Source organism: Allochromatium vinosum DSM 180 (assembly GCF_000025485.1).
GTDB classification, from domain to species: domain Bacteria; phylum Pseudomonadota; class Gammaproteobacteria; order Chromatiales; family Chromatiaceae; genus Thermochromatium; species Thermochromatium vinosum.
Genome location: NC_013851.1, coordinates 1 through 20846, shown reverse-complemented (window position 1 = coordinate 20846; position 20846 = coordinate 1). Strand labels below are relative to the sequence as shown.

Annotated in this window: 18 protein-coding genes; 5 read left to right on the top strand and 13 right to left on the bottom strand. The window is 65.7% G+C overall.

Features of this window, described 5'->3' with window-relative positions; genetic code table 11:
* Nucleotides 1–5: 5 nt before the first annotated feature.
* The 10 genes from ALVIN_RS00095 to ALVIN_RS00050 all read right to left on the bottom strand — a co-directional run bounded on the left by ALVIN_RS00095 (nucleotide 6) and on the right by ALVIN_RS00050 (nucleotide 10572).
* A complete protein-coding gene (locus ALVIN_RS00095) occupies nucleotides 6–1199 on the bottom strand; it encodes a cytochrome-c peroxidase (RefSeq protein ID WP_223295233.1) in 1194 nt (397 codons plus the stop codon).
* 104 nt (nucleotides 1200–1303) lie between these two features.
* Nucleotides 1304–1705, bottom strand: a complete 402-nt coding sequence (locus tag ALVIN_RS00090; RefSeq protein ID WP_012969265.1) for a hypothetical protein — start codon at nucleotides 1703–1705, stop codon at nucleotides 1304–1306.
* 60 nt (nucleotides 1706–1765) lie between these two features.
* A complete protein-coding gene (locus ALVIN_RS00085; RefSeq protein ID WP_012969264.1) occupies nucleotides 1766–2071 on the bottom strand; it encodes a DUF3240 family protein in 306 nt (101 codons plus the stop codon).
* The gene (locus ALVIN_RS00080) at nucleotides 2064–5210 is read right to left on the bottom strand and encodes an efflux RND transporter permease subunit (protein ID WP_012969263.1); all 3147 of its coding nucleotides are present in this window, start codon (nucleotides 5208–5210) and stop codon (nucleotides 2064–2066) included. Before ALVIN_RS00080 ends, ALVIN_RS00085 begins: the two co-directional genes overlap by 8 nt.
* Complete coding sequence (locus tag ALVIN_RS00075; protein ID WP_012969262.1) at nucleotides 5210–6325, bottom strand: efflux RND transporter periplasmic adaptor subunit; 1116 nt, start codon at nucleotides 6323–6325, stop codon at nucleotides 5210–5212. The genes ALVIN_RS00080 and ALVIN_RS00075 overlap by 1 nt, the downstream gene beginning before the upstream one ends.
* Nucleotides 6325–7569, bottom strand: a complete 1245-nt coding sequence (locus ALVIN_RS00070; RefSeq protein WP_012969261.1) for a TolC family protein — start codon at nucleotides 7567–7569, stop codon at nucleotides 6325–6327. Before ALVIN_RS00070 ends, ALVIN_RS00075 begins: the two co-directional genes overlap by 1 nt.
* 42 nt (nucleotides 7570–7611) lie before the next feature.
* Nucleotides 7612–8964, bottom strand: a complete 1353-nt coding sequence (locus ALVIN_RS00065) for a sensor histidine kinase (protein ID WP_012969260.1) — start codon at nucleotides 8962–8964, stop codon at nucleotides 7612–7614.
* Nucleotides 8961–9620, bottom strand: a complete 660-nt coding sequence (locus ALVIN_RS00060) for a response regulator transcription factor (RefSeq protein WP_012969259.1) — start codon at nucleotides 9618–9620, stop codon at nucleotides 8961–8963. Before ALVIN_RS00060 ends, ALVIN_RS00065 begins: the two co-directional genes overlap by 4 nt.
* Before the next feature lie 16 nt (nucleotides 9621–9636).
* Entirely contained in the window at nucleotides 9637–9987 is a 351-nt protein-coding gene (locus ALVIN_RS00055) for a PepSY domain-containing protein (protein ID WP_012969258.1), read from the bottom strand.
* 114 nt (nucleotides 9988–10101) lie between these two features.
* A complete protein-coding gene (locus tag ALVIN_RS00050) occupies nucleotides 10102–10572 on the bottom strand; it encodes an Hsp20 family protein (protein ID WP_012969257.1) in 471 nt (156 codons plus the stop codon).
* Between the two features lie 349 nt (nucleotides 10573–10921).
* Between ALVIN_RS00050 and ALVIN_RS00045 the strand changes: the two genes are divergently transcribed.
* The 5 genes from ALVIN_RS00045 (at nucleotide 10922) to ALVIN_RS00025 (ending at nucleotide 16785) form a co-directional block, all read left to right on the top strand.
* Nucleotides 10922–11575 (top strand): ABC transporter ATP-binding protein, encoded by a 654-nt coding sequence (locus tag ALVIN_RS00045; RefSeq protein ID WP_012969256.1) that lies wholly within the window; start codon nucleotides 10922–10924, stop codon nucleotides 11573–11575.
* Nucleotides 11572–14085: an FtsX-like permease family protein gene (locus ALVIN_RS00040; protein ID WP_012969255.1), complete on the top strand. Its 2514-nt coding sequence runs from the start codon at nucleotides 11572–11574 to the stop codon at nucleotides 14083–14085. The genes ALVIN_RS00045 and ALVIN_RS00040 overlap by 4 nt, the downstream gene beginning before the upstream one ends.
* Nucleotides 14085–15200, top strand: coding sequence for a lipocalin-like domain-containing protein (locus tag ALVIN_RS00035; RefSeq protein WP_012969254.1), 1116 nt, complete (start codon nucleotides 14085–14087; stop codon nucleotides 15198–15200). The genes ALVIN_RS00040 and ALVIN_RS00035 overlap by 1 nt, the downstream gene beginning before the upstream one ends.
* A gap of 75 nt (nucleotides 15201–15275) precedes the next feature.
* Complete coding sequence (locus ALVIN_RS00030) at nucleotides 15276–16277, top strand: hypothetical protein (protein WP_012969253.1); 1002 nt, start codon at nucleotides 15276–15278, stop codon at nucleotides 16275–16277.
* A 46-nt stretch (nucleotides 16278–16323) separates the two neighbouring features.
* Nucleotides 16324–16785 carry a hypothetical protein gene (locus ALVIN_RS00025; RefSeq protein WP_012969252.1) on the top strand — a complete coding sequence of 154 codons (462 nt, stop codon included), beginning with the start codon at nucleotides 16324–16326 and terminating at the stop codon, nucleotides 16783–16785.
* Between the two features lie 49 nt (nucleotides 16786–16834).
* On the opposite strand, the gene recF is transcribed toward ALVIN_RS00025, so the two are convergent.
* The 3 genes from recF to dnaA all read right to left on the bottom strand — a co-directional run bounded on the left by recF (nucleotide 16835) and on the right by dnaA (nucleotide 20615).
* Nucleotides 16835–17911, bottom strand: coding sequence for a DNA replication/repair protein RecF (gene recF, locus ALVIN_RS00020; protein WP_012969251.1), 1077 nt, complete (start codon nucleotides 17909–17911; stop codon nucleotides 16835–16837).
* A gap of 143 nt (nucleotides 17912–18054) precedes the next feature.
* The gene (dnaN, locus tag ALVIN_RS00015) at nucleotides 18055–19155 is read right to left on the bottom strand and encodes a DNA polymerase III subunit beta (protein ID WP_012969250.1); all 1101 of its coding nucleotides are present in this window, start codon (nucleotides 19153–19155) and stop codon (nucleotides 18055–18057) included.
* Nucleotides 19156–19253: 98 nt separating this feature from the next.
* Nucleotides 19254–20615 carry a chromosomal replication initiator protein DnaA gene (gene dnaA / locus ALVIN_RS00010; RefSeq protein ID WP_012969249.1) on the bottom strand — a complete coding sequence of 454 codons (1362 nt, stop codon included), beginning with the start codon at nucleotides 20613–20615 and terminating at the stop codon, nucleotides 19254–19256.
* Nucleotides 20616–20846: the final 231 nt, after the last annotated feature.

Genomic DNA, 20846 nt, shown 5'->3' with positions numbered 1-20846 from the left:
TTGGTTCAATCCTTCGGAGGACTCCAGCCATCGTTGAGCGTGCGCATGAAGGCGACGATGGCCGCTTCCTCCTCGGCGCTCAGACCGAGATTGCCGAGTTCATCAGTGTTGACGTTGGCGGCGATCTCAGGCTCGGGCCAGCAGTTTTGGCCCGGCTCGGGCGCGTCGATCCGCTCGCACACCGGCTTGGTATCGCGGGTGTTGTAGAAGTGGACGACCTCTTCCAGGCTCTTGTGGGCGCCGTTGTGCATGTAGCTCTTGGCGAAGCCTTCAGAGGGCCGAAGATCGGCATTGCGCAGACTGGGCACCTTGAACTTGCCCAGGTTCTCCCCGGTGCGATCGGCGAAGCGCGGCACCGTCTTGAGGAAGCCGCCGAGTCCGGGATCACGCCAGGCCGCACCCTCGGGGTTGCGCTCGTTCTGCCGGTACCAGGGATTGTCCGGGTTACGCCCGACACCGAGATTGTCATAGGTGAAGTCGGTGAAGAGCGGCGGCTCGCCATTGGATCCGGGGGTGTGCGGGTGACAGGCGGCACAGTTGCCCTTGTCCTTGCGTTCGAAGAGCATCAGACCGAGCTGTTCCTGCTCGGTGAGCGGATAGCGTTGCGGATCCTTGAGGTGGTAGTCGTACTTGGAGCTGAAGGCGTTCATCTCCGGCGATGATTCGAAGGCCAGCAACGCTTGGGCGATGGCGTTGAAACCATCGGTCGGATTGGCACACGCCGACTCGCCGAACCAGGCACGCAGCGCGCCGCCCGAGGGTCCGGCACAGACACGCCGCACGAGTTCGGCATCATCCGTCAGATTCTGTTCGACCGGATTGAGAAACGGCCCCTGTGCCTGTTCGGCCGTCGGATGACCGAGCAGCCAGCCGGTGGCGCGACCATCCCAGAAATTGCCGCCGACGAAATGGTCTTCCTCGCCATCGAGATGCAGCGGCGGACTGAAGCTGGCGTAAGCCGCCATCAGTGGACGGCGGTTGCCGAAGCGTCCGGCGACCGCGCCTTCATGCACACCGCCGGCGGCATTGAGCGCGCTGTCCGGGCTGGTCCAGCCGGCGATCGGCGCATGACAGCTCGCGCAGGACTGTCCGGGCGGCTCGGAGAGCGTGGCATCGAAGAAGAGCGCCTTGCCGAGCGCCACCAGATCCGCGTCGGCCTGGGCGATCGGTGCGGCGGCCAGGAGGCCGGCCAGGGTCAAGGAGTGAATCGGCTTCGTCCGCTTTGTCGTCTGCATACCATCCTCGTCGATCATGTTCACCAACACATCGTCGGGCTTCAGGATGGCCTCCCAGCCCGACCGACTCAAGGACGGTCGAGTCGATGCTCGACGCGCACCCGGCTGCCGGGAGGCGGATCGATGGCCAGTTGCGCATGGAAATGTGCCGCTTGCGCCTGACGATTGCGACGCATCAGGCTGGCATCGGTTTCGGCCAGCGTGCGCCCTTCGGCGTCTAGAACTGTGATATGCACCTGCCCTGGAATGGCGCCGCGCGCCGAAATCCGTGGCCTGACCGTCCCACGCACGGTCAGGGTGGACGCCGCCGCGTCCGGGTCGACCTGGACGAATCCGACCGTGAAGCGGCTCGATGACGAACGGTCGACACTGAGCGACGCGCTCGGACTCGCCGCCTCCGGAGTGGTGCTCATGAGTAGCAGGGCCAGGGCCAGCGGGCCGGCCATGATCGAGTGGGTCTTCAAACGCATGGTGTCTTACCTTCTGTCATCGTCATTGAATGGATCAGGCTCGGTGTCGAGCGCATCCCATCAGGCATTGAGCCGCCCGGCCTTCAAGGACGGAACCAGCCAGTAATGCAGATCGCCGCCCCGGAACTCCTCGGCCAGCGCCGCCAGCAGCGCCTCGGCGACCGACAGCGGCAGATGGAGCATGAACAGCACCCGCCGACTGCGCCCCGCGACCTGTTCGGCGAGACTCATCGAGGACTCCGAGGAACCATGACCGGACACCGGCAGGCTGGTGAATCCGGGCACGTCCTCGCGTTCGAGCAGCCATTCGGTCAGCAGATCCTCGGCGCGCGGCGGGATGACCAGATAAAGCACGGTGTCAGACATGATCGATGTCTCCCGGCTGGGTGGCGGTGGCCCCTTGCTCTACGGCGGGCGGCGCGGAGGCGCGCTTCACGCGCTGCCGATCACCGAAACGCCGATAGAGGATGGGCAACAGGATCAGGGTCAGCAGGGTCGCGCTGAGCAGGCCGCCGATGACCACGATGGCCAGCGGGCGCTGGATCTCTGAACCTGGGCCGGTGGCGAACAGCAGTGGCACGAGTCCGAAGGCGGCGATGTTGGCCGTCATCAACACCGGACGCAGACGCCGCTGTGCGCCCTCGACCACGACCACGTCCATCGGTCGCCCGAGCGCGCGCAGTTGATTGAAATAGGTCAGCATCACCACGCCGTTGAGCACCGCGATACCGAGCAGGGCGATGAAGCCGACCGAGGCCGGCACCGAGAGATATTCCCCGGTGAGCGCCAGCGCGAACACCCCGCCGATGAGCGCAAAGGGCACGTTCGAGAGCACCAGCAACGCCTGACTGACCGAGCCGAAGGTCGAGAACAACACCAGGAAGATCAGCCCCAGGGCGATCGGCACCACCAGCGCCAGACGCGCGGCGGCACGCTGCTGGTTCTCGAACTCGCCGCCCCATTCGAGCCAGTAGCCGGGCGGTAGCTCGACCTGCGCGCTCACGGCGCGCCGCGCCTCCTCGACGAAACCGACCAGATCGCGCCCCCCGACGTTGGCGATAGCCACCGACAGATTGTTGCCGCGTTCGCGGGTCAGGGCCACCGGCCCCTCGATGCGCTCGAGTCGCGCCAGATTGGTCAGCGGAACCGAGCCGCCCTCGGGCGGGGCCACGCGCAGACTGGCGAAGCGAACCGGCGACTGGCGCAGATCCTCGGGGCCGCGGATCACCACGGGTCGCCGCTTGCCTTCCAGATAGACGGTGCCGACCGTGACGCCCTCGACCTGGGCGCGCAGCGTCCCGGCGAGCGTGTCGGCGTCGATGCCGAGCCGTCCGGTCTCCAGACGATCGACGACCAGATTCAGATATTGCGCACCCGCGTTGCGTGGCGTGTAGACATCCTGAGCGCCGTCGAGGCCCTGGAGCACGCCGACCACCGACTCGGCGAGCTGGTCGAGCCGCGCCGGGTCCGGGCCGAAGATCTTGACCGCCAGATCGCCGCGCACGCCGGTGAGCATCTCCGAGACGCGCATCTCGATCGGCTGGGTGAAGGCGTACTCGACACCGGGGAAGCGTTCGAGCACCCGGCGGATCGACTCGACCAGCGCCTCCTTGTCCGGCACGCGCCATTCTTCCATCGGCTTGAGCACGAGGAAGCTGTCGGTCTGATTGAGACCCATGGGATCGAGGCCCAGTTCATCCGAGCCGGCGCGGGCGACGATGGACTCGACCTCGGGCACCTCTTCGAGAATGGCGCGCTGGACCCGCTGATCGATGGCGATCGACTCGGCCAGGGTGATCGAGGGCAGCTTTTCGAGCTGCACGATCAGGTTGCCCTCGTCGAGCGTCGGCATGAACGCCTTGCCGATCAGGGTGTAGACATAGCCGGCGACCACCAGCAGCAGGATGGCGGCGGCGATGACCCAGCGCGAATGACGCAGAGCCGTCGTCAGCACCGGGGCATAGAGACGCCCGAGCATGCGCGGCAGCCAGGGTTCGTGCTCGCCGTGCCCGGCCTTGAGCAGATAGGAAGCCAGCACGGGGATGACAGTGAGCGAGAGCAGGAGCGCACTGGCGAGCGCAAAGACGATGGTCAGGGCCACCGGCACGAACAGCTTGCCTTCCAGACCCTGGAGCGTCAGCAGCGGCAGAAAGACGATGATGATGATCAGGATGCCCGAGGACACAGGCACCGCCACCTCGCGCGTGGCGCGATAGATCAGGTGCAGGCGCGGCAGACGCCGACCCGATCCGCTCTGAGCGAGCTGGGTGACGACGTTCTCGACCACCACCACGGCGGCATCGACCAGCATACCGATGGCGATCGCCAGTCCGCCGAGCGACATCAGGTTGGCCGAGAGTCCGAACTGCTGCATCAGGATGAAGGTCGCCAGCGCCGCCAGCGGCAGGATCAGGGCCACGGTCAGAGCGGCGCGCGCGTCGCCGAGAAAGAGCACCAGCAGCACGATGACCAGGATCGTGGCCTCGATCAGCGCCTTGGAGACGGTCTGGACCGCGCGCTCGACCAGTACGCCACGGTTGTAGAAGACATCGAGCCTGACGCCCTCGGGCAGGCTGGGCGCCAGTTCGTCGAGCTTGGCCTGGATACCGTCGACCAGGGCGCGCGCATTGGCGCCGCGCAGCGCCAGCACCAGCGCCTGGACCGTCTCGCCCTGACCATTGCGGGTCACGGCGCCGTAGCGGGTCAGGGCCGAGAGTCGGACCTCGGCGATATCGGCCACGCGCACCGGCTGGCGGGTGTCGCCGCCGACCACGATCGCGCCCAGGTCGTCGAGCGTCTGGATGGCGCCGGCGCTGCGTACCAGCAGGACTTCCTCGCCCTCGTCGAGCCGGCCGGCCCCGTCGTTGCGATTGTTGGCCGCGATGGCGGCGCGCAACTGCTCCAGACTGAGGCTGCGCGCCGCCAGCCGCGCATTGTCCGGCACCACCTCGAAGGTGGTCACGAAACCGCCGAGCGCGTTGACGTCGGCCACGCCGGGCACCGAGCGCAGGGCGGGACGGATGGTCCAGTCGAGCAGGTCGCGCCGCTCGGCGAGACTGAGCGAACCGCCCTCGATGCTGAACATGAACATCTCGCCCAGGGGCGTGGTCATGGGCGCGATCCCACCCTCGATGCCCTCGGGCAGATTGCCCCAGACACTGTTGAGCCGCTCGGCGACCTGTTGGCGTGCCCAGACGATGTCGGTCCCCTCGGCAAAATCGATGGTGATGTCGGTGAGCGCGTACTTGGCGATCGAGCGCAGCATGGTCTGACGCGGCAGACCCAGCATCTCGACCTCGATCAGACTGGTGATGCGCGCGGCCACTTCCTCGGGAGTCATGCCCGGCGCCTTGACGATGATTTTGACCTGAGTGGTCGAGACGTCGGGAAAGGCGTCGATGGGCGTGAGTTGAACGGCGCGCCAGCCGCCGCCGATGAGCAGCGCCACGACCAGCAGCATCAGCAGCCGCTGAGTGAGCGCGAACTGGATCAGACGCGCGAGCATCACTCGCCTCCCAGCCAGGCGGCCTTGAGCGCCACCACGCCGGTGATGGCCACGCGATCCTCGGTGCTCAACGCGGCCGCACTCACCACGGCGTCCTGTTCCTCGCGGGCGATCAGGGTCACGGGCAGCGCCTCGAAGCCGCCGGGACGGGCGACGAACACGTAGACCTCCGCACCCTGACGCACCAGGGCCGCCGCCGGTAGCCGCCAGCCTGCCGCCTCGGTCGCCGTCGCGGTCGCCAACTGCACCTCCACGAACTGCCCCGGACGCAGTTGGCCGCTCGGATCGTGGATCTCGGCGCGCACCACCACGCCCTGATCGCGCTCGTCGACCCACTGACCGATGGTGATGAGCCGTCCGGCGAGATCCGGCTGGGCGGTCGGCCACACCCGCGCGCCGATCTGGAGACCGGCGACCTGGTCGGCGGGGACATGGATCTCCAGCCACAGCGGATCGAGATCGCCGAGACGATAGAGCGCGGTGGCGCCGTCGACCGACTGGCCGGTGCTCACCAATTGCTCCAGGACCACGCCGCCGATCGGGGCACGGACCGGCAGCACGCTGGTCAGACGCCGGGTCCGGGTCAGGGTCGCGATGTCCTCGGCCGAGAGTCCGGCGAGTTCGAGCAACTGGCGTTTGTGATCGACCAGGGTCGCCTGTTCGCGGTATTTGGATTCGCTTTCGACCGAGCGCCGCTCGGCGATGAGTCCCTCGCGCTGGAGTGTGCGGTCACGGTTGCGCTCACGCTCGGCGAGTTCGAGCCGGATCAGCGACTCCAGATAGGCGCTCTGGGCTTCGATCAAGGCGGGGCTGCGCAACTCGGCCAGGATCTGACCGGCGCTGACCACCTCGCCCTCGGCAACCCGCAGACGTTCGAGCACACCGCTCCAGGGCGCGGCCACCACCCGCAGTTGCGGATTGGGGACGACCACGGCGGCGGGATACCGGCGTGAATGCTGTTCGGTGGCGGCCTGGGGCGCGGTCCATTGGATCTTGAACGCCTGTTGCTGTTCGGCGCTCATGGGGATGGTGTCGCCCGCCCGGCCGCCGAGCGGAGCGAGCAGGAACAAGAGCGCCAGACCGGGCCACGCCCGTTTGAATCGAGTCGTCGGCATCACTGTGGAATGACTCCCAGGGCTTGATTGAGTCGGGCGCGGGCGCGGCCCTGTTCGAGGCGTCGCAATTCCAGCGCGACATTGGCCTCGCGGGCGCTGTCCTCGGCGCGTAGCCGGGTCGTGAGATCGGCCTCGCCGAGTTCAAAGGCGCGTCGCACCAGGGCGAACGCCTCGCGCGCAGCCTCCTGGCGCCGTTCGGCGATCGCGAGCGATTCGGCAGCACCGCGCCGGCCGAGATGTGCGGCGATGAGCTCGGCTTCGGCCTGACGGAGCAGACTCTGGCGTTCGCTGGCCTGCTCGGTATAGACCCGTTCGGCGGCGGCGATGCTTGGCGCGGACTGGCTGGCGAGTCCAAAGGGAATGGAGAGTTCGAGCTGGAGCGCGGTGTTTTGATCGGCACCGCGCGCGTCCCGTGTGACTGTGGTACCCAGGCTCAGGACGGGATGGCCGGTGCGTTCGCTGCGCGCCTGGTCGCGCTGACGACGCGCGACCCCGACGGCACTGTCGGCCTCGCGCATGAGCGGATGATCGGGCGGAAGCTGGTCGCTCAGGTCCGGTGGCACGGCCTCATCGCTGTCGTCAGGCAGAGTCGTCTGTCCCGTCAGATGGCGATAGCGCGCGAGCGCCTCCTCGGCCTCCATCCGCGCCGACTGGTGTTCGGCCTCGCGATCGAGCACGGCCTGATGGGCCACCAGGGCATCGACGCGCGCCAGATCGCCGGCCGCCAGACGCTTGTCGACCGTCGTCGCCAGGGCGCGTGCATTCGCCAGCGCCTGAGCCGCTTGATCGGCCCGACCCTGGGTCAGACGCGCGTTCCAGACCGCCTCGCGCACCCGTCCGGCCATCTCCCAGCGCAGGAGTCCGGCGAGCGTCTCGGCCTGCTCGCCGAGCGCGGCGGCGACGGCCTGACGCGCCGTGCGCTGTCCCGGCATCCAGAGCGGCAGTTCGACCATCGCCTCCCATTCGTAGGCACCTTCGTTCGCGATCGCCTGATCGCTCAGGTGCTTGACGCGCAGTCCCGGATCGCCGGCCACCAGGCTTTCGGCCTGACGGCGCGTGGCCTCGCCTTCGTCGCGAAGCGCACCGACCCGCGCACGCTGGCCTTCCAGATCGAGCGCCGAGTCGATCGCCTCGCCCAGCGTGCCGGCGCTCGCCGTGGCCGAAGTCAGGAGCAGGCAGAACAGGATCAGCCGCGCTCGGCGGCGATGACCGGTCTTTGATGTGAGAGGGCTATGTGAGTCCATGGCGCCATGCTAGAGCGCCAAGCTGAAACCAAACTGAATCGGTCAGCGTCCGTCGAGTCCCTGGTCCTGGAGCGGCAACCGGACATCTACGCGCAACCCACCGAGTTCACCCGCGCGCTCGAAGCCCAGAACCCCCTGATAGCCGGCGACGATCTCCTTGACGATTGCCAGCCCCAGACCATGCCCGCCGACCTCTTCATCGAGTCGCACCCCGCGTTCGGTGATGTCGGCGATGGCATCCTCCGAACAGCCCGGACCATCGTCCTCGACCAGCAAGACCAGTGTCCCGGCCTCGACATGGAGTCGGGCGCGCACGCGCTCGCGCGCCCACTTGCAGGCGTTGTCGAGCAGATTGCCGAGCAGCTCCAGCATGTCCTCGCGATCAAGGGCGAGGGGCGCATCGATCACGCACTCCAGATCGATCCGCAACGCCCGCCCGGCATGGATGCGTTCGAGCAGGCGCTTGAGCACCGGTAGCTCGGCGGCTGGCTCGAAGAACTCACCCACACCGCCCGCCCCAGCCAGACGCGCGCGCTTGAGCTGACGCTCAGCAATCCGGCGCAGATGCTCGACCTGATCGAGCAGTCCGGCGCGCGTCTCGGGCGTCAGATGTAGTTTGGGATCACTCAGGTACTGGCGCAGCAGCACCAGCGGACCTTTGAGCGCGTGCGACAGATTGCCTGCCGCCGTCCGCGAGCGTTCCAGACGCTGACCGAGCAGAACCAGCAAACGGTTGAGCTTGCGCACCAACGGCTGCATCTCGCGCGGCACGTCTTCGCTCAGGGTGACGATACGCCCGTGTTCGAGCTGCTCGATGTCGCGGTAGATGGGCCGCAGTCCGGCGAAGGCGCGGCGCACGATGAGGCGCTGGATCAGCAGACTCAGCAGCAACCCTGCCACCGCCATGATCGCGAACAGGCGCTCGAAGTGACGCAGCTCAGCACTCAGTGGCCTGATGTCCTCGGCCATGACCACGACCAGATCGCGATCGCCAAAGCGGTAGCCTTCCGCCCAGGCCACGAGGTACTGTTCGTTCGGCCCTTGCAACGTCCAGTGTCGTGTCTCTCCGGGTTGAAGCGCTGGACTCTCGAGATCCGTATCCCACAGCGAACGTGAGCGCAGAGGCTCGCCCGTCGCCGGAACGATGACGAAATAGTGTCCCGAGTAGGGTTGCTCATAGACGGGCGTCAGGCGCGGTGATTCCAGACGCGGGATACCCGGCGCATCGAACCTGAGCGCACCGAGCAGTCCCTCGGCGTCGTGCTCCAGACGCGAGAGCACGAAGGCGTTGGCCGTGTGATGCAGGGCGGCGTGCCCGAGCCACCAGGCACTGCCGATCAGCAGCGCCAGACTGAGCGCCAGTCCCAGATGGAGTCGGCCTTCCAGAGAGGTCATCGTTTCAACAGGTATCCCTGACCGCGCAGGGTCTGGATGCGATCGCGACCGATCTTCTCGCGCAGGCGCCGTATGTAGACCTCGATCAGATTGTCGCCCCGCTCGGCCTCCAGCTCATAGACGTGCTCCAGGAGTTGCGCCTTCGACAGGATGCGCCCTGGATTGAGCATCAGATAGCGCAACAGCCGGAACTCGGTTCCGGTCAGTTCGCGAACCTCGCCGTCGGGGCAGATGACCTGCTGTCGATCCGCGTCGAGCGACAGACCGCCGACGGCAAGCGCCGGGCGCAGGTTGCCCGCCGCGCGGCGTGTGAGGGCATTGAGACGTGCGATCAGCTCCTCGACATGAAAGGGTTTGCCCAGATAGTCGTCGGCGCCGGCCTTGAGTCCGTCGACACGCTCAGGCCAGGCATCGCGCGCGGTCAATATCAGGACCGGTAGGCTCAGACCACGGGCACGCCAGTGCCGTAGCACCTCCAGGCCGGGCCGTTTGGGCAAACCGAGATCGAGCACGATGACGTCATAGGGTTCGGTCTCGCCCAAGCGCTCGCCGATCGCACCATCCTGCGCCTGATCGACCGCGAAGCCGGCAGCATTCAGAGCCGGCAACAGGGCGGCGATCTGTGCGGGATCGTCTTCGACCAGTAACAAGCGCATCGCTGATGTCTCCCGCTCAGTCGTCGTACGACGATTCGATCAGCACGCCACTGGCGGCATCGAGTTCGAGTTCATGGACCCGGCCTGTCGCGTCGAGGATGAGAATCTCGTAGACATAGCGCCCGTCATCCCGATCCAGTTCCGCCTCCAGCAACTGCCCCGGCCGAATCCGTGCGGCCCGTCGCATCACCTCGGACATCGACAGGATACGGCCGTCATCACGCAGACGTTTGACGCTGTCGTGATCCAGGTGATCGGCCAGAACCGAGACATTGAAGGTCAGCGCACTGATGAGAAGGAGGCATGACAGATGAGCGACAGGCGTCATGGTGATGACCAGGGCCTCGTTGACCAGATGATTGACCAAGAGAGGAGTAGTCTGATCCGGCAAGCTGAATTGCCGCTGAACAGCTTGACGCCTAAACGCGAACAGGCCGGGCTACCCCGGCCTGAATGAGTCGACCTGTCAGGTGCGCAGACCTCAGGCGGCTTTCGGCCGTTCAGTCGACGCATGCTCGATGGCCGGACTCGCACCCGCTGCGCGGATCTCGATGCGCCGCGGCTTCATCGCCTCGGGCACCTCGCGGACCAGATCGATGTGCAACAGACCATTCTCGAGACGCGCCTCCTGGACCTTCACATAGTCGGCGAGCTGGAAGCGGCGCTCGAAGGCGCGATTGGCAATGCCGCGATAGAGGAAGTTACCCTCGCTCTCGTTCGCCTGACGCTGCCCCGTGACGGTGAGCAGGTTCTCCTTGGCCTCGATGCCCAGTTCGGCCTCGGTGAAGCCGGCCACGGCGAGCGTGATGCGATAACGATTCTCGTCGAGCAGCTCGACGTTGTAGGGCGGATAGCCGCCCGGCTCGGTGCGATAGGCCGTCTCCAGCGCATTGGCCAGACGATCGAAACCGATCATGGAGCGAAACAGCGGTGAGAAGTCGAGTGTGGACATGACATATTCTCCAGTGAGCAATATGAACAACGATTTGGCGTTCGGTCGAACCGCCGGTTCCACGGCCCCCATGTGGGCGACCGCTTGCATTATGTAACGTAGCAACGGGTTAGCACTCTGTCAAGGGGAGTGCTAATTCTGTTCTTGCTCGAAGTCGAGGAGGCATCATGACTGATGCGCCCTCCCCCTGTTGATTCCGGTCGCCTGCTGGACAACACCCAACGCGCGACCTTATGCACGAGAGGACGGCGGCAAATCCTGGTGGTCTTGTTGTTGCGTGATCGTGACACCACCCTATGGGATGTCGTGGCCAAGCGCCCTCCATCCGCCCCGGTTCTCCACAGCCTCCATGCTCGAAATCTGCGACCTTTACCGCCAGTTCAATGGCCGCCCGGTCCTTCAGGGCATCTCAATGCGTCTGAAGCCTGGTGAATATGTCGCCATCACCGGCGAGTCCGGCGTCGGGAAGTCCACGCTGTTGAATGTGATCGCCGGTCTGGATCGGCCCGATCGCGGCCGTCTGGTGCTCGACGGCGAAGACTACGCGGCGCTCGACGAGGACGCCTTGACACGCCTGCGGCGCGACAAACTCGGCTTCGTCTTCCAGGCGTTCCATATCCTGCCGCATCTCACACTGCGTCAGAATGTGGCTCTACCGCTCTGGCTCAAGGGTCAGGGCGGCCGGCGGGCGGATCGTCAGGCCGAGCATCTGCTCGACGCCGTGGGGTTGGGCGACCGTGCCGAGAGCTGGCCACGCGAGCTGTCCGGGGGCGAGATGCAGCGCGTCGCGATCGCCCGCGCTCTGGCACACAAGCCACGCCTGATTCTGGCCGACGAACCCACGGGAAACCTGGATCCCACCAACGCGGCTCGCGTGTTGAGGTTGCTGGGCGAGCGGATCCGTAGCGCCGGAGCCATGGGAATCCTGGTCACGCACTCCCCGGAAGCGGCCAGGAGCGCCGATCGCGTGTTGCAGCTCACGCCAGAAGGACTGCACGAGTGAGGCTCGCCCCCGTCTTTTTCGGTTCGCTGACGCGGCGTCGCGCCGCGACGCTTCTGTCCTTCGCCGCTATCGCGCTGGGGGTCGCGCTCGGAATGGCGGTGCAGGCGGTCAACCAAGCCGCACTGACTGAGTTCGGTCGCGGCCTGCGAACCCTGGCGGGAGCCGCTGACCTCCAGGTCGTCGGGCCGCGCGGCGGCTTCGACGAGGCGCTCTATACGCAACTGGCGGCACGCCCTGAGGTCGCGCAGGCGAGTCCGGTGCTGGAAGTCTGGACTGAACGCATCGGCAGTACGGATACGCTCCGCCTCCTTGGCCTCGATCTGTTCGTGATCGGCGCCGTCACGCCCGCGCTCTGGCCGCGCCCGGCAGAGATCGAAGGTCAATCCGGGCATGAGGCGCGCTTTGCAGCCCTCGCCGAAGACAGCCTCTTTCTCAGTGCTGCCGCTCAGACGGCCCTCGCGGTCAAACCCGGCGACCGGCTGAGCGTCTATGCCGGTTCCCAGCCATTGGAGCTACGGGTGGCCGGCGATATACCGGGAGCCGCCGAAGATCGCCGGCTCGCCGTCATGGACATCGCGGCGGTTCAGAAACACTTCGCCCGGATCGGGCGGCTGACGCGCATCGATTTGAGACTGGTCGAGGGTCTCGACGTCCAGGCCGCCCGCGCCGTGCTGGAGCCACGGCTGCCGGCGGGCGTGTGGCTGGAAGTCCCGCAAGCCGCCGAGGGCCAGGCGTCGAATCTCTCGCGCGCCTACCGGGTCAATCTCACCCTGCTGGCGGCCATGGCACTGGTGACAGGCGCCTTCCTGGTCTTCTCGGCGCAAGCGCTGTCGGTCGTGCGGCGGCATACTGAGCTGGCGTTCCTGCGCGCAATCGGTGTGGGCCGCCGTCAGCTCTTGGCCTGGCTGCTGGCAGAAGGGGCGATCGTTGGACTCTTGGGCGCGGTGGTCGGTGTCATGCTCGGTCATGGTCTCGCCTTCGGTCTGCTCAGGCTTCTCGGCGGCGATCTGGGGGCTGGATTCTTCGCCGGCCTGTCGCCGACCCTGAGAATCGACCCCTGGGCCACTGGGGTGTACGTCCTGCTCGGTGTCGGGGCGGGCGTGGCCGGAGCCTGGCTCCCGGCGCGCGAGGCCGCCCGCATCGCGCCGGCCCAGGCGCTCAAAGCCACTGACGATTCGGTCCTGTCCCAGCGGCGTGGATACCCCAGACTGGGACTCATACTGATGGCGGCGGGTCTGCCGCTCTGTGCCCTGCCTCCGATCCAGGGACTGCCGATCGGCGGCTACCTGGCCATCTTCGGCCTGCTGGCGGGAAGCATCCTGTGGCTGCCGATGCTCGCGTCCGGACTCGCGCGGGTCGTGCCGCTGCGGGGACCGGTACCTGTGCGGCTTGCCGCCGCCCGGTTGCGGGCCGCCCCTGGGATGAGTGCGGTCGCCGCCACGGGCGTCCTCGCCAGTGTGGCCCTGGTGGTCGCCATGGCGATCATGGTCAATTCGCTGCGTGGATCGGTCGATGTCTGGCTCGGCCAGATCCTTCCCGCTGACCTCTATCTGCGCGCCGGACGCGCCCAGAGCGGCGGTGTTCTGAACGAAGCGCTACAGGCGCGACTCGCGGACGTACCCGGTGTGGCTCGAATCGAGTTCACCCGTCATGAGAGTCTGCGACTGGCCTCCGGCCAACCGCCGGTCGCGCTGCTGGCCCGACCCGTGTCGCCCGATGGACGCGAACTCCCGCTGGTCGGCTCGGCCCACGCGGTAGCCGAGGGCGAGACGGCGATCTGGATCTCCGAGGCGCTGCACGACCTCCAGGGCTGGCGTCCGGGTGATCGTGTTCGGCTGCCACTGGCCGGCTCCGAGGTGCCGGTCCAGGTCGCCGGGATCTGGCGCGACTATGCACGCCAGACCGGCAGTCTCATGCTGGATCTCGCCGACTACCGGCGCCTGAGCGGTGATCACTCGGCGCAGGACGCTGCCATCTGGCTGGCGCCCGGTGTCGACACGCTCAGCGTGGCCGAGGCACTCAAGGCGGCGGGCGGTTCGGGTGCACTGGAGGTCACGGTGCCAGGTGAGATACGCGCCATCAGCCTGAGAATCTTCGATCGCGCCTTCGCCGTGACCTATGTTCTGGAGGCCGCCGCCGTCATCATTGGTCTGGCCGGTGTGGCCGCCAGCTTTGCCGCGCTCGCGGCCGCGCGGCGTCGGGAGTTCGGTCTGCTGCGCCACCTGGGGCTGACGCGCGGTCAGATCGGCGTTCTGCTCGCTCTCGAAGGCAGTCTGGCGGCCGGTGTCGGGATACTTGGCGGACTGACGGTCGGCGGCGCCATTGCCTGGATTCTGATCGAGGTCGTGAATCGTCAGAGTTTTCACTGGAGCATGGACCTGAGCGTCCCCTGGCTGTCACTCCTGGTATTTGCCGGCACGCTCGCCACCCTGGCCAGCCTCGCCGCCGTGCTCGCTGGCCGGCAGGCCATGCGCGAGGATGCCGTGCTGGCCGTACGTGAGGATTGGTGATGCATCGACGCACCTGTCTGCTGGCTCTCGCCGGCCTGCCCCTGACCCGCATCGTGGCGGCGACTGCGCCGGCCACCGACTCTGCCGGCGCGGAGACCGACCCGGCGATCGCTTTCGACGCCGTACTCCCCGGTCGCGTTCTCCGCTTCCCGGACGATGAGGGAGCCCACCCCGGATTCCGCACCGAATGGTGGTATGTGACCGGTTGGCTCAAGGGAGCGGACGACGATCCACTCGGCTTTCAGATCACCTTCTTCCGCGTGCGTACCGGAATCGGTGAGGACAACCCGAGCGCCTTCGCTCCACGCCAGCTGCTACTGGCCCATGCGGCCATCGCCGATCCTCGACTGGGCCGCTTGCGTCACGATCAACGCGCCGCCCGCGTGGGCTTCGAACGCGCTGGATACGCCACGGATCGGACGCACGTCTGGCTCGATGATTGGTCGTTCGAGCAAAGCGATCAGCACTATGCCACGCGTGTGAATGCGGAGGACTTCGCCTATGACCTCCGGCTGGCCTTCACTGGAGCGCCCATGCTCAACGGCGACCATGGGTTCAGCCGCAAGGCGCCCGACCCACGCCATGCCAGCTATTATTACAGCCGGCCACACTTGCAGGTCGAGGGTCAATTGACGCTCGACGGTCGCCGACACGCCGTGAGCGGGCGCGCCTGGATGGATCACGAATGGTCGAGCGCCTACAGCCCGGAAGGCGCCGACGGCTGGGATTGGGTCGGCCTGAACCTGGATGATGGCGGCGCGCTCATGGCCTTTCGAATGCGTCGACCTGACGGCACAGCACTCTGGGCGGGGGCTACTCGGCGCTTCCCCGATGGCCGTACTCGGTCGCTTGCACCGGAGCAGGTCGAATGGCTCCCGCTTCGACGCTGGCGGTCGCCACGCACCGGCATCGAGTACCCGGTCGAGTGGAGCCTGCGTATCGGCGGTCGTCGTTACGACCTCCGCCCGCTGATGGACGACCAGGAGCTCGACAGTCGTCGCTCAACGAACACCCTGTATTGGGAGGGCGCGATTCATATTCTCGAGGCCGGACGCGAGATCGGGCGCGGCTATCTGGAAATGACCGGATATGGAGACAGGATTCAGGTGGGTTGACGGCCAATCCAGGCCGATACGCCATCACCGCTCGCAGGACGCCATGACGCTCATCGGCTTCGAGACCCGTAATCCATGAAACCACCTCCTCCCCAGATCCGCTGGGAGATCGACATCCCACTGGCAACCAACCCGCGTCTGCTCAAGACACTGGCCCTGGTCGCCGGACTGGCGGCGCTGATTCCCAGCCTCTTCATGAGCGTCATTCTGGCCGCCCAGGGAGAGTGGGACGGCATTCCGGCCCTGGCGGGACTTTTTGCATTGGTCGGCGTGGGTCTGTTCGTCAGCTTCGTGCTGATCGCCCTGATCGTCTTCGGCAACCGTCTGCGCACGCGCTATACGCTCGATGCCCAAGGGATCCACCAGGAGACCATCGACCGCACCAGTCGGCTCGTCAACCGCCTCACCGTACTCGGCGGCGCGGCGAGCGGACAACCCGGCCCAACGGGCGCCGGACTGACCGCCCGCGCCCGTGAGAGCGAGCGGCTCGATTGGCGCGGCGGTTTCAGCCTCCAGGTCCAACCGCGTGCCCATCGGCTGATCTTCCGCAACGCCTGGCGACCGCTGATGGAGGTCTACTGCACACCCGAGAATTTCGTGCAGATCGAGGCGCTGGCACGCCATTTCATGAGCCAGCACCACACTTCCGAGCGAACGCCGGCGCGCTCACCCCTGCCGTCCTATCTGGGGCACTCCATGCTGATCCTGCTGGCGGCCTTCATCCTGTTCACCGTGCACGATGAATTCGACCTGGACCTCTTCGCGCCGATCCTGGTCATGGCCTTTGCGCTGGCGACGCTGTGGCTGATTCCGCTGTTCGGCTATGTCGTGCTGCTGGTCAATGCCGGTATCCTGGCGTCCCTGGTGATGGCCTCCCTGGAGGAGCGGGTCTCCTACATCCGCCCGTCGGAACGCTACCGTCACTACGAGGTTTTCTCCGACGCCGACTGGGCGTTGCTCGGCTTCGGCCTCCTGGCGCTGGGGTATCTGTCCTGGCTGGCGTGGCGGGCGGCACGCGGACGTCTGCTGTCGCTGCTGATGCGCGATCAGGACGATCAGACCGGACCGGGTGGCTGAGGTATTCCACGCACGATCACGACAAGACCACTGGAGAACAGAACACATGCCATTCACGACACTGTCAAGCGGGGCGCTGTGGGGCTTGCTGCTCATGCTCCTGACCTTCGGGACCGTTCAGGCCGATTCCACCGCCGAAGTCGAGCGGATCCTCAGCGACATTCGCCAGGATCAGCCGTTGCCGAGACTGGACTATCTGCACCCTGTCGCCCCCATCAACCCCGGATGCGCGGCGTTCGAGGGGCGGTACGGCGCCGTCGCCATCCAGGTCGAAACCCATCCCGACAGTCCGCGTGTCGCCTCGCTTCTGCTCCAGATCCCCGGTCCGGATCAGACCCGCGCCCTGCTCCCGGCGGTCTCGCGCGCACTTGGACCACCACACAGTCAGGATCGACGCCAGTCGGTCTATGGTTGGGACTGGCCCGACTATCGCACGGCCTCGCTCCACTATGTTCACGGTGATTCCAGCGCACCGGGGCTGACGATCGTGTCGCTGTTCTATCGCTAGCACTCGCCTACCTTGTTCGGCCATCTCGGTCTGGATGGTCTCGAACACCTCAGCCGGGATGTTCCACGTGGAACATCGTCAAGGATTCGGTATTGCCAAAAATCCCCGGATCGCCATCGGTCGCAACGCGCGTCGCGATGACCTGATTGCCCGTGGCGCCAAAGGCGCTCCACAGACGCTCAGCCAGGGTTCGGTCCAGCTCGGCTTCGAGGTCATCGAGCAGCCAGATCACAGGCTCACGCCCATGGGCGCGATGGACGCGCTCGGCGGCTAGTTGCAATAGCGCAACCACAATCTTGGTCTGTCCGCGCGAAAAGCCGCGCCGCCCCTCGCCCGGATCGATGCGAAAATCGGCGCGAGAGGGGCCGGCCAGGGTGTAGCCGCGCGCCAGCTCCTGATCGGCCAGCGCGACCAGGGTCTCGCCCAGCTCTCGACCATCCGGCCAGCCGCGCCGATAGCGCAAATCGGTTCCATGCAAAAACGGATAGTCGCCGCACAGATCCAAAAAGCACGTGCGCCATTCAGCGTGGAACGCAGCGCGCTGCCGATCCACGGACTCGGCCAGCGCGATGAAACGGCGATCCCATAGCCCAAGCTGACTGCCACCCGAACGAATGGCCGCATTACGTTGCATCAGAACGCGCGTGAAATCCTTTTGAACCTGGGCAAAGCGATGTTCCACGTGGAACACATTCCAGTCCAGAAAGCGACGTCTCAGACTCGGGTCGCCATCGAGCAGGATTTGGGCGTTCTCGCCGACCAGCTTGACCTGCAAGGGTGAACGCCAATCCGCACCGCCTGTCTCCGCCCAGAGCGGCGGATGGATGTCACGCACGGCCGTGGCTCCTTCCTTGACATAGCGCAGGCGCACCACGTCACGGTCGGACGGCTGATAGCGTCCCTCAACACGCGTGTAGAATTCGCCCTGAGTGGTGAGCGGCCCGGCCTTGGTTCCACGAAAGGTTCGGCCGCGCGCGAGCAGGTAGATGGCTTCCAGAACACTGGTTTTGCCGGCGCCATTGGCCCCTGTCAGCAACAGGGTCCGCGTATCGGGAGCAAGGTCGAGCCGCCGGATGTTGCGCAGCGACTCGATTCGAAGTGAGCGCAGTCCAGGTTCCGGATCCACGCCCGAATGTTCCACGTGGAACATCGAGCGTGATCCGTGAAACGCCGGACCGGGAAACTCTGAAACGGCGTCCGAATGTTCCACGTGGAACCTTCCTCCAGATAGCGTGGATCAGGACGTTCGAATCAGCACACGGAGACGGATCACAGCCGCATCGGCATGACGACGAAGGTCTCGCTCTCGCCCCCCACGCCGCGCCAGATCGAACTACCGTTGGCATCCTGAAAATGGATGATCACTGCGGTCTCGTCGATCACGCCGAGCACATCCATCAAATAAGCGACGTTGAAACCGATGGAGATCGGCTCGCCGTCGTACTCCAGCTCGATCTCTTCCTCGGCCTCCTCCTGCTCGGGGTTGTGCGCCAGCAACTTGAGCGTGCCCGGATCGAAGCTCAGACGCACGCCGCGATACTTCTCGTTCGACAGGATCGAGGTGCGTGAGAGCGCGCGCTTGAGTGCATCCTTCTCGACCGTGGCCGTGCGTCCGCTATGGCCCGGAATCACACGTTCGTATTCGGGATAGCGGCCGTCGACGAGCTTGGAGGTCATGGTCATGGCACCGACCACCACGCGCAGACTGCGCTCGCTCAGACGGATAGAGATCGGATCGTCCGAGCTGCCTAGCTGACGTTTCAGTTCCATGACCGTCTTGTTGGGCACGATCACCTGACGCTCGGTGTCCAGGGTCAGATCGAGCGGGGTGACGAACTTGGCCAGCCGATGTCCATCAGTGGCCACCGCGATCAGGACAGTCGCATGCAGCTCCAGCAGCAGACCGTTCAGATAGTAACGAACATCCTGCTGCGCCATGGCGAAGGCGGTCTTGTCCAGCAACCGCTTGAGCTGGCTTTCCTGGATCTGGAAGTCGAAACCGCCCTCCTCCAGATCCATGGTCGGAAAATCCGCCGCCGGCAGCAGCCCGAGCGTGAAACGTCCGCGTCCCGAGGTGACGACACAACGCTCATCCTTGACGCGCAGACGGATCTCGGCGCCCTCACTCAGATTGCGGCAGATGTCGACCAGCTTGCGGGCAGGAATCGTGGTCTCGCCCTCCTGCTGGATCTCGGCCTCGAAGCTGGTCTTGACCTCGACCTCCAGGTCGGTACCCGTGAGGGTGACGCGCCCCGCGCGGGCGACCACGAGCAGATTACCCAGGATCGGCAGGGTCTGACGGCGCTCGACGACGCCGATCACCTTATTGAGCGCGGGCAGGACGATTTCTCGGTTGGCAACGAATTCCATCGGTGGCTCCATGATCTCGCGGAGATGGATAGCGCTAGCTTGGCAGGCTAGCCATTGAGTATAGGGATAGTGTGTCGATTCAGTCGGATGGAGTCGCGCTACAGCGTCAGCATTCTCAGTAGGTTCCGGTAATCTTCCTCGATCGTCGCGTCGCTCTCACGCAGACTCTTGATCTTACGCGTGGCGTGCAGAACCGTGGTGTGATCCCGCCCACCGAAAGCCTGGCCAATCTCGGGCAGACTGTGCTTGGTCAGCTCCTTGGCGAGCGCCATCGCCAGTTGGCGCGGGCGTGCCAGCGAGCGACTGCGCTTGGCCGAGAGCAGATCGGAGGTGCGCAACTTGTAGTAGTCGGCAACCGTGCGCTGGATGTTTTCCAGACTGACCTGTCGATCCTGGGCCACGAGTACATCACGCAGCGCCTGCTTGGCGAACTCCAGCGTAATCGGTTTGCCGGTGAAGTGTGCGTTGGCCACCAGACGCCTGAGCGCCCCCTCGAGTTCGCGGATGTTGGAACGGATGCGCCGCCCGACGAAGAAGGCCACGTCCTCGGGCAGTTCCACGCCGAGCTGCGTGGCCTTGCAATGCAGGATGGCCACGCTGGTCTCCAGATCCGGCGGATCGATGGCCACCGTCAGCCCCCAGCCGAAGCGCGAGCGCAGACGCTCCTCCAGCCCCGTCACCTCCTTGGGAAAGCGGTCGCTGGACAGCACGATCTGCTGCCCGGACTCCAGCAGTGCGTTGAAGGTATGGAAGAACTCTTCCTGCGAGCGCTCCTTGCCGGCAAAGAACTGCACATCGTCGATCAGGAGCGCGTTGACCGAGCGATAGGTCTTCTTGAAGTCTTCGATGCGATTGTGTTGCAACGCCTTGATCATCTCGGCGACGAAGCGCTCGGAGTGCAGATAGACGACCCGCGCGCTCGGATTGGAGGCCAGGATGACATTGCCGACCGCGTGCATCAGATGGGTCTTGCCCAGCCCGACGCCGCCATAGATGAACAGTGGATTGTAGGTACCGCCCGGATTGCGCGCGATTTGGATCGAGGCCGCACGCGCGAGCTGGTTGGACTTGCCCTCGACGAAGGTATCGAAATTGAAGTCGGCGTTCAGGTTGGCCGCGGCGCGGCGCGTGGCGAGATCCGAGTCGATCACGGAGGCCTTCGAGCCGGCGCGCGCGCCCTTCCCTTTCGCGGGACCGGACTCACGTGCGAACTCGCCGACCTCGAAATGGATCTCCGAAACCTCACCCTGACTGTGGCGCGCGCAGAGCTCGAGCAGACGATCGGCATAATGCTTGCGTGTCCAGTCGAGCACGAATCGATTCGGCGCCAGCAGCCTGAGCAAGGGACCATCCACACGCGCCTGCAGGGGCAGGATCCAGGTATTGAACTCGGCGGACGTCAGTTCGGCCTTCAATTGATTGATACAGTGCTCCCACAGGGCCACGGCGTTTCCCGACATGCGTCGTCTCGGTTCGGATGCGGCGGCGCGCGCGACGGCGCCGCCCGGATGATTGCGAAGGACTGGAACTGGATGAGGGCGCCGGCGAGCAGGGCGGCCGGACGTGGGTTCGCTCCCTGAGCCAACGTGCAAGTCTAGCGCCCTTGCGCGGACTTATCCACAGCCCGAACCAATCGGACGCGCGTTTCGATTGACTTTGGATGAAAAATTGCCTAAATTTCCAGCCCTTTT

What these genes read in the sequence shown, in the direction of transcription:
- ALVIN_RS00085 (WP_012969264.1), bottom strand. Translation starts at nt 2,071, where the DNA reads ATGTCTGACACCGTGCTTTATCTGGTCATCCCGCCGCGCGCCGAGGAT.
- ALVIN_RS00060 (WP_012969259.1), bottom strand. Translation starts at nt 9,620, where the DNA reads ATGCGCTTGTTACTGGTCGAAGACGATCCCGCACAGATCGCCGCCCTG.
- ALVIN_RS00025 (WP_012969252.1), top strand. Translation starts at nt 16,324, where the DNA reads ATGCCATTCACGACACTGTCAAGCGGGGCGCTGTGGGGCTTGCTGCTC.
- ALVIN_RS00030 (WP_012969253.1), top strand. Translation starts at nt 15,276, where the DNA reads ATGAAACCACCTCCTCCCCAGATCCGCTGGGAGATCGACATCCCACTG.
- ALVIN_RS00065 (WP_012969260.1), bottom strand. Translation starts at nt 8,964, where the DNA reads ATGACCTCTCTGGAAGGCCGACTCCATCTGGGACTGGCGCTCAGTCTG.
- dnaN (WP_012969250.1), bottom strand. Translation starts at nt 19,155, where the DNA reads ATGGAATTCGTTGCCAACCGAGAAATCGTCCTGCCCGCGCTCAATAAG.
- ALVIN_RS00080 (WP_012969263.1), bottom strand. Translation starts at nt 5,210, where the DNA reads ATGCTCGCGCGTCTGATCCAGTTCGCGCTCACTCAGCGGCTGCTGATG.
- ALVIN_RS00050 (WP_012969257.1), bottom strand. Translation starts at nt 10,572, where the DNA reads ATGTCCACACTCGACTTCTCACCGCTGTTTCGCTCCATGATCGGTTTC.
- ALVIN_RS00075 (WP_012969262.1), bottom strand. Translation starts at nt 6,325, where the DNA reads ATGCCGACGACTCGATTCAAACGGGCGTGGCCCGGTCTGGCGCTCTTG.
- ALVIN_RS00070 (WP_012969261.1), bottom strand. Translation starts at nt 7,569, where the DNA reads ATGGACTCACATAGCCCTCTCACATCAAAGACCGGTCATCGCCGCCGA.
- ALVIN_RS00045 (WP_012969256.1), top strand. Translation starts at nt 10,922, where the DNA reads ATGCTCGAAATCTGCGACCTTTACCGCCAGTTCAATGGCCGCCCGGTC.
- ALVIN_RS00090 (WP_012969265.1), bottom strand. Translation starts at nt 1,705, where the DNA reads ATGCGTTTGAAGACCCACTCGATCATGGCCGGCCCGCTGGCCCTGGCC.
- dnaA (WP_012969249.1), bottom strand. Translation starts at nt 20,615, where the DNA reads ATGTCGGGAAACGCCGTGGCCCTGTGGGAGCACTGTATCAATCAATTG.
- ALVIN_RS00035 (WP_012969254.1), top strand. Translation starts at nt 14,085, where the DNA reads ATGCATCGACGCACCTGTCTGCTGGCTCTCGCCGGCCTGCCCCTGACC.